This window comes from Corallococcus sp. CA041A (assembly GCF_003612075.1).
Classification (GTDB): domain Bacteria; phylum Myxococcota; class Myxococcia; order Myxococcales; family Myxococcaceae; genus Corallococcus; species Corallococcus exiguus.
Genome location: NZ_RAWF01000371.1, coordinates 1 through 7,482 on the forward strand (window position 1 = coordinate 1; position 7,482 = coordinate 7,482).

7 protein-coding genes and 1 pseudogene are annotated in these 7,482 nt (G+C 70.9%); 2 read left to right on the plus strand and 6 right to left on the minus strand.

Going from position 1 to position 7,482, the window contains the following annotated elements; all coding sequences use genetic code 11:
- Both D7V77_RS38775 and D7V77_RS38780 read left to right on the plus strand, forming a co-directional pair.
- Nucleotides 1-229, plus strand: a pseudogene (locus D7V77_RS38775) (acyltransferase); the annotation flags it as partial.
- Between the two features lie 121 nt (nucleotides 230-350).
- Nucleotides 351-1,304, plus strand: a complete 954-nt coding sequence (locus tag D7V77_RS38780; protein WP_120581248.1) for an NAD(P)/FAD-dependent oxidoreductase — start codon at nucleotides 351-353, stop codon at nucleotides 1,302-1,304.
- 12 nt (nucleotides 1,305-1,316) lie between these two features.
- Here the strand turns inward: D7V77_RS38780 and D7V77_RS38785 are convergent, their stop codons facing one another.
- The 6 genes from D7V77_RS38785 to D7V77_RS38810 all read right to left on the minus strand — a co-directional run.
- Nucleotides 1,317-2,168, minus strand: a complete 852-nt coding sequence (locus D7V77_RS38785; protein WP_120581249.1) for an AraC family transcriptional regulator — start codon at nucleotides 2,166-2,168, stop codon at nucleotides 1,317-1,319.
- 100 nt (nucleotides 2,169-2,268) lie between these two features.
- Entirely contained in the window at nucleotides 2,269-3,549 is a 1,281-nt protein-coding gene (locus tag D7V77_RS38790) for an MFS transporter (protein WP_120581250.1), read from the minus strand.
- Nucleotides 3,546-4,487 carry a Ppx/GppA phosphatase family protein gene (locus D7V77_RS38795; RefSeq protein ID WP_120581251.1) on the minus strand — a complete coding sequence of 314 codons (942 nt, stop codon included), beginning with the start codon at nucleotides 4,485-4,487 and terminating at the stop codon, nucleotides 3,546-3,548. Before D7V77_RS38795 ends, D7V77_RS38790 begins: the two co-directional genes overlap by 4 nt.
- Before the next feature lie 14 nt (nucleotides 4,488-4,501).
- Nucleotides 4,502-5,698: an aminotransferase class V-fold PLP-dependent enzyme gene (locus D7V77_RS38800; protein ID WP_120581252.1), complete on the minus strand. Its 1,197-nt coding sequence runs from the start codon at nucleotides 5,696-5,698 to the stop codon at nucleotides 4,502-4,504.
- Between the two features lie 57 nt (nucleotides 5,699-5,755).
- On the minus strand, nucleotides 5,756-7,045 hold the full coding sequence (locus D7V77_RS38805) for a PD40 domain-containing protein (RefSeq protein ID WP_120581253.1): 1,290 nt from the start codon (nucleotides 7,043-7,045) through the stop codon (nucleotides 5,756-5,758).
- Nucleotides 7,042-7,482: TonB family protein (locus D7V77_RS38810; protein WP_147452302.1), on the minus strand; the 441-nt coding region annotated here is incomplete at its 5' end. The genes D7V77_RS38810 and D7V77_RS38805, both read right to left, overlap by 4 nt.

Below are 7,482 nucleotides of genomic sequence, written 5' to 3' on the forward strand. Positions count from 1 at the left end.
GGCGTGGGGGCTGGGGACCTTCGTGGGCATCCCGCCGCTGGCGCTGTTCACGCTGTCCTTCGTGGAGCGCTGGGACGCCATCCGTCATGACCTGGAGCTGTTCTTCACGCTGGGCAACCGGAAGCGCCTGAAGGCCCGGCTGCTCTCGGAAGGGGAGCGGCTGGCGGGCGAGGTGGAGCGGTTGGCGGAGGAGTACCGGCCGAAGCTCGACGCGCCCGTCGCTCGGTAGCGGGTGGCGTGGGCGGACCGGAAGATCCGCCGATGCCGTCGAAAGGCCCGCTCTCCTGCCATCCCGGGCCGGTCGTTAGGTTCCCCGAACGGAATCAACGACCGGCACGAGGAGCAGGGCAATGGCGGCATACGACGTGGTCATCGTGGGAGGCGGCCCTGGCGGGCTCAACGCCGCGCTGTATCTGGGGCGCGGGCGCAAGAAGGTACTGCTCTGTGACGCGTGCACGCCGCGCAACGCGGCGGCGGAGCACATGCACGGCTTCGGTTCGCGCGACGGCATCCCGCCACCGGAGTTCCGGCGCATCAGCCGCGAGCAGCTGAAGGCCTATCCCAACGTGGAGGTGCGCGACACGCGGGTGGGCTCCGTGGAGAAGCACGAGGGCGGCTTCCGCGTGGCGCTGGGCGACGGCACGTCGGTGGACGCCCGGCGCCTCCTGCTGGCGATGGGCGTGGTGGACGTCATGATGGACATCCCCGGCTACAAGGAGCTGTGGGGGCCCAGCATCTTCCAGTGTCCCTACTGTCACGGCTGGGAGGTCCAGGACCAACCGTTCGCGATGCTGGCGAAGAACCCGCAGTACCTGGACGGCGCGCCCATCATCCAGAACTGGTCCAGGGACCTCATCGTCTTCACCCACGGCGCCTTCGAGGTGCCACCCGAGCAGCGCGAGAAGCTCCAGGCGCTGGGCATCCCCCTGGAGGAGCGGAAGATCCGCGCGCTGCATGGGAAGGACGGACGCCTGGCCGAAGTGGAGCTGGAGGACGGGACGCGCATCGCCCGGAGCGTGATGTTCTCCGCGCCGCCGCAGAAGCAACACGAGCTGGTGACGCGGCTGGGACTCGAGCTGGATGACCTGGGCTACGTGAAGGCGAGCCCCACGGGAGAGACGTCCGTGCCCGGCGTCGTCGCGGTGGGGGACATGACGACGCCGATGCAGGCGGCCATCGCGGCGGCCAGTGCGGGCACCATCGCCGCGGCGATGATGAACCACGCCCTCATCCTGGAGGACGCGGACCGCCGCTTCACGGAGGTGACGGGGAAGCCCGCCCCCTCACGGCAGAAGGCGCACTGAGACGAAGGTCCGTCAGTGCGCGGACGGCGCGCGGTGCTGCTTGCGCCACGCGGCGGGCGTGAGGCCCTCCGCGCGCCGGAACAGGCGGATGAAGTGCGTGGCGTCCGCATAGCCCACGCGCTCCGCGATGATGTCCACGCGCTCGTCCGTGGACATCAGCCGCCGTCGTGCCTCCGCCATCCGTCCGGAGATGATCCACTCCACCACGCTGCGGCCCGTGGCCTGCTTCAGCGCGGTGGTGACATGCGCGGGCGAACGGCCCACGGCCGCGGCCACCTCGCGCAGCGAGATGGGCTCCAGGCAGTGGCGCTCGATGAACGTGAGCGCATCCCCCACGAGCGACGCCCGCGACTCCACCGGAGTCCACGTGCTGGAGCGGGCCACCTCCGCGAGCACCAGGGAGAACAGGCTGCGCGTCACCTGCTCGCCCATCGCGCAGTGCGGTGCGCGCGTCTCCGCGTGCAGCTCCGACAACAGCCGCACCAGGTGCTCCTGGCGCCCGGACGGAATCGGCACGACGGCGGAGGCGCCCTGGCGCACGCGCTCGAAGGGCTCCAACAGTGGCCCCACCTCCGTGTGCGTGAAGGCGGACGGATGGAACCCGAGCCCCCAGACCTCCGCCCGCTCGGACGCCACCGTGCGGTGCTTCTCACCCGCGGGGATGAGCATCACGTCGCCCGCGGACACCGTCAGCCGGGTGCGCTGGTCGATGACGGCCCGCCCGCCCGTGTAGAGCGCGAGCACGGCCTGCGGATGCGAAGCGGTGTGGGGAGAGGGCGCTTGCGGGGCGTGCCCGCACGCGACGACCAGGGAGCCCGAGGGCGTGTCCCAGGCATGCAGCGGATGCGAATGCACGACCGTCACGAACGCCTCCGCTTCCTTCCCCGGCGAGCAGTGAACCTGCTCGGGTGAACTGAACGGGGCTCGGATGCATTCCGGGCCCCGGCGTTTCGAACGAGGGCGGTCAGCCCTGCTGCACGCGCGGCGTGGCCTCCCGGAACAGCTTCGCGCCCAGGAGGAGCGCCAGTCCGCCCAGCAGCACCGGCACCGCGTTGATGGCGATGGCGGTGTGGAGGCTGGCCATGTCGGCGATATGCCCGATGAGCGTGGGCGAGATGGCATCCCCCAGCATGTGGATGCACAGCACGTTGAGGCCCATGGCGAAGGCGCGGAACGCGGGCGGAACGCAGTTGACGATGGCCGCGTTGATGGGCCCGCTGTTGAGGAAGATGAGGAACTGCGCCACGCCAATCGCCGCGAACGTCAGCGTCGTGTCCTTCAGGTTCACCGCCAGGTACATGCACGGCGCCGCGAGCAGCAGGCCGATGCCGGACAGCCACAACCCGCCGCCCGCGCGCTTGCGGTCCATCTTGTCGCCCAGCCAGCCGCCGGCCACGGTGCCCGTGAGGCCCGCCACCGCCGTGATGGCGCCGAACACCAGGCCCACGCGGCCCGGGTGCTCCAGCCACAGGTGCCGCTCGCGCACCAGGTACGTGGGCATCCAGAACGCCAGGCCGCCAATGGAGAACGTCATCAGCGTGTAGCCGGCCGTCGTGGCCCAGAAGGCCATGTTGCGGCCCAGGCCCTTGAGGCCCTCCATGAACGGCAGCTTCACCGCCGCGTCCGGCCCGTCCATGGCGCCGCGCTGGGGCTCCGGCATGAAGAACGCCATGGTGCCCAGCACGAGCCCCGGCACGCCGCCCGCGAAGAACGCCGCGTGCCACGAATACGTCTGCGTCAGCCACCCGCCCAGGCCGTAGCCCATGGCGGAGCCCACCGGGATGGCGATGTAGAAGTACGACAGCATCCGCGTGCGCTGCTCGCGCGGATACAGGTCGGAGATGATGGACGGCGCCACCGCGCCATAGCCCGCCTCGCCAATGCCAATCACCGCGCGCGCCAGCAGGAGCGCCGTGAAGCTGGACGCCAGGCCGCTGGCCCCCGTGGCCAGGCTCCACAGGATGACGCCGCCCGCGACCAGCAGCCGGCGGGGGATGCGGTCTCCCAGGAAGCCGCCCAGGGGCGACGCCAGCATGAAGACGATGATGAAGACGGTGCCCAGCAGGCCGGACTGCGCGTCGTTGATGCCGAAGTCCTTCTGAATCTCCGGCAGCGCGACGGCGATGATGTACCGGTCGAGGTAGTTGACCAGGTTGATCAGCGTGAGGATGAACAGCGCGTAGCCCGCGCGCACGGACTGCGTGGCGTGCGAGCTGGACGGAGCGGCGGGGGAGGAGGCGTTCATGAGCGAGAGGAGCCGGAGCCAGAGCCGAAGCGGTGTGCCAGGAGGCCCCAGCGCAGGCCTCGGTCGCTCACGCGGCACGCATCCAGGCCCAGCGCCTTCACCGCTTCACGCAGGATGAGGGCACCCGCGGGGATGACGTCCGCGCGCTTGGGCTGGAGGCCGGGCAGCGTCCGCCGCGCGTCCAGGGGCATGGCGCACAGCTGGTCCGTGAGCGCGTCCAGCTCGCCCCGGGACAGCGTGCCGCCGTGGACCGCTTCCGCGTCGTAGGTCGCCATCTGGTGCTGCACGGCGTAGAGCGTCGTCACCGTGCCGGCCACGCCCACCAGCATCGCGCCGGGGGGAGGCGGGGGCAGGGCGGAGAAGGTGTCGCGCAGGTGCGCCTCGATGGCGCCGCGCTCTTCGGGGGACAGCGGGTCGGTGCGCACGTAGCGCTCCGTGAGCCGCACGGCGCCCACGTCGAAGCTGTGGCGGAAGGCCACCGTGCCGGCGTCGCTGCCGTAGATGAACTCCGTGGACCCGCCGCCAATGTCCACCACCAGCAGCGGCCCCGCGGCCTCGCTCGCGAAGTCCTGGGCCACCGCGGCGAAGGACAGCTGCGCCTCCATCTCCCCGGGGATGATCTCCACCGTCACGTCCGCGCGGGCCTTGGCGGCGGCGATGAAGTCCGCGCCGTTCTTCGCGTCGCGCGCGGCGCTGGTGGCGGACACGGCGATGGCCTCCGCGCCCAGCTCCCGGGCCTCGTTGGCGAAGGACACCAGCACGGCCAGCGTGGCCTCCATGCCTTCGGAGGACAGCACGCGGCTGGTGTCCACGCCCCGGCCCAGGCGGGTGATTTCCGCGCGCTCCACCACGGCCTGGAAGCGGCCGTCCGGCTGGCGGTCCGCCACCAGCAGCAGCACGGAGTTGGTCCCGATATCGATGGATGCGAAGCGCGGCATGCCGCGCACACTACTCAACGCAGCAGCGCTTCCAAAGCGCGCACGAGGGCCTCGTAGTCCGCCGCGGAGTTGTAGAGCTGCGCGGACAGCCGCAGGTGCCGCCGGGGCGCCCGGGGCCAGGCCGTGACGGGGACCTCGATGTGGTGCTCCTCGAACAGGCGCACATGGAGGGGGTCCACGTAGAGCGGCGGTTCAGGGCGCTCCGGGAAGCCGTCCGGCAAGGCCACGCACGCCATGCTGCCGACCATGGACTCCGGGCACAGCGGCGTCGCGTTGCCCAGCTTCGCGTCCAGCCTGTGCCGCGCGGCCAGCACCATCCGCCGGTTGGAGTCCATCACCTCCGGCCACCCGCCCGGAACGAGTCCCTCCATGAAGCGGATCACCGTGGGGATGCACAGGAAGGGCGTGGGGTCGACCGTGCCCACCCAGTCGAACTCCAGCCGGAAGCGCGAGCGGTCCTTGCGCGGCGAGTTGTGCCCGTGGCTCACCACCATGGGCTTGAAGTCCGGCTGCAGGTCGCGGCGCACGTACAGGAACGCGGCGCCCTTGGGCGCGCACAGCCACTTGTGGCAGTTGCCCGTGTAGTACGCCGCGCCCAGCTCCTGGAGCGCCAGCGGCACCATGCCCGGCCCGTGCGCGCCGTCCACCAGCGTCTCCACGCCCTGCTCGCGCAGTCTGCGCACCAGCTCCGCCAGCGGCATGATCAGCGCCGTCTGGCTGGTGATGTGGTCCACGAGGAGCAGTCGCGTGCGAGGCGTCACCTGCGCCATCACCGCGTCCACCACCGACTCCGGCGAAGTCACGGGCCAGGGCAGCTTCGCCACCACCACCTTCACGCCCTTCTCCGCGGCGGCCACGTCCAGCGCGTTCTTGGACGCGTTGTATTCGTTGTCGGTGGTGAGCAGTTCGTCGCCGGGCTGGAAGCGCAGGTTGCGCAGCACGGTGTTCACGCCCGTGGTGGCGTTGGGCACGAACGCCAGGTCATCCGCGCTGGCGCCCACGAAGGCCGCGAGCACCGCGCGCGCCTCGTCCAGCAGCGGCTCCGCCTCGCGGGCGAGGAAGCGCACGGGCTCCGCTTCCAGCCGGGCCCGCAGCTCCGACTGGTGCTGGAGCACCGGCTTGGGGCAGGCGCCGAACGAGCCGTGGTTGAGGAAGACGACCTGGGGGTCCAACCCCCAGTGGGTCTTGTGGGCGGGGAGGGGAGCGCTCATGGGGTGCGCAATGCACCCCGGCGCGTCCCCCCTGTCAACGTCACCCGCCGTGACGGACTACTTCGCCGCCGGAGCGGTGCCCCAGTCCGGGGTCAGCCAGTTGCCCTTCTCCATGGGCAGCGGCACCTGGTTGTTGCCTTCGGAGGTCATCACCCACAGGTGCGCGCCGCCGTTGCGGTTGGTGCTGAAGATGATCAGCCGGCCGTTGGGGGAGAAGGTGGGCTCCTCGTTGTTGCCCTGGTCCTGCGTGAGGCGCGTCACCTTGCCCGTGTCCACGTTGACGGTGAAGAGGTCGAACGCGTTGCGCTCGTCGCGAGCGGTGAAGGCGATGAGGTCCCCGCGAGGCGACCAGTCCGGCGTCTGGTTGTAGTTGCCCTGGAAGGTGAGCCGCTTCACGCCGGAGCCGTCCGCGCCCATCACGTACACCTGCGGGCTGCCGCCCCGGTTGGACACGAACGCGATGCGCTTGCCGTCCGGCGACCAGGTGGGGCTGGTGTTGAGGCCGTAGGGCGTGTCCGTGATGGCCTTGGCGCCGGAGCCGTCCGCCGCGGCGACGTAGATTTGCGCGCTCTCACCCTCCGCCAGCGCGTAGGCGATGCGCTTGCCGTCCGGCGAGTAGGCGATGCCCGTGGCCATCTGGCCGTCGGTCACCAGCGGCTTCGCCTCGCCGCCGGGGGACTGCACGTAGATGTCCGGCCGGTTCTTCCGGTAGGACGTGTAGGCCACCTGGCCGGACGGGCTGAGCGTGGGGAGGATGTGCGTGCCGCCCTTGGTGAGCGCCTGCGCGTTCATTCCGTCCCAGTCCGCCACGTACACGTCGCGGTTGGCGGCGGCCTTGCGCACGTAGGTGATGCGCGACAGGAAGGGGCTCGCCTCGCGGGTGAAGTGCCGGTAGAGCGCGTCCGCCAGCGCGTGCGCCAGCTGCCGGGGCTCACCGGCCGGTGCGTCCTTGGACACCTTCATCTCTTCCTTGCCCGTGGCCACGCTGAACAGGCGCAGCTCGCCGCGCAGCGCGCCGCCGTCCTGCGCCAGCGACACCTTCACCAGCGACTCCGCGCCCACGTCAGCCCAGCGGCTGAAGTTGATGCTGCCCGCCGTCATGCCTTCCTTGGCGTCCGCGGTGAAGCCCGCGCGGTCCAGCACCTGGAAGATGCCAGAGGCGGTGAGGTCGTACGTGAAGGCGGTGTCGAAGGACTGCGCGGCCTTCTTGTCCGCGCCCTCCTGCACCACGGGCGCGGGGGCCGCGAGCGGCAGCGGGCGGAAGTTCGCGCCGGAGATTTCGATGACGGGCGCCTGCGCCAGCGCCAGCGCGGGGATGAGGAGGAGCGAGAGCAGGAAGGCTTTCATGGGCTGAACACCAGGACGACGCCGTTCTTCTGGAGCGCGTCGCGAAGCGCATCGGGGGGAGGAGAGAAGGGGGAAGCCTTGCGCACGGCGGCCACCACCGCCGCGTCGAACAGCTCGTTGCCGCTGGCCTTGGCCAGGCTCACGTCCAGCACTTCGCCCGCGCGGCCCAGCTTCATGGCCACCTGCGCCTTCAAGTACAGGCGTTCCGCGTCGGGGATGGTGTCCGCCACGTTGTAGTGACGGCGCACCTGGGACTTCAAAAGGCCGTAGTACCGCTCGCCCTCCGCCACCGCGGAGTCACCGTCCGGGTCGCCGTCCTCGGCGCCTTCCAGCTCCTCCGGCTCCGTGGGCTTCGCGGACTTGTCGAACGCGCCGAAGAGCTTCTTGCGCCGGTCCTCCGCGGTCGCTTCCCCCTTCTGGGGCGCGGGGGCGGGGGC

Excerpts from the sequence above, each read along its gene's own strand:
- D7V77_RS38795 (WP_120581251.1), bottom strand. The coding sequence starts at position 4,487 with ATGCCGCGCTTCGCATCCATCGATATCGGGACCAACTCCGTGCTGCTG.
- D7V77_RS38800 (WP_120581252.1), bottom strand. The coding sequence starts at position 5,698 with ATGAGCGCTCCCCTCCCCGCCCACAAGACCCACTGGGGGTTGGACCCC.
- D7V77_RS38805 (WP_120581253.1), bottom strand. The coding sequence starts at position 7,045 with ATGAAAGCCTTCCTGCTCTCGCTCCTCCTCATCCCCGCGCTGGCGCTG.
- D7V77_RS38780 (WP_120581248.1), top strand. The coding sequence starts at position 351 with ATGGCGGCATACGACGTGGTCATCGTGGGAGGCGGCCCTGGCGGGCTC.
- D7V77_RS38790 (WP_120581250.1), bottom strand. The coding sequence starts at position 3,549 with ATGAACGCCTCCTCCCCCGCCGCTCCGTCCAGCTCGCACGCCACGCAG.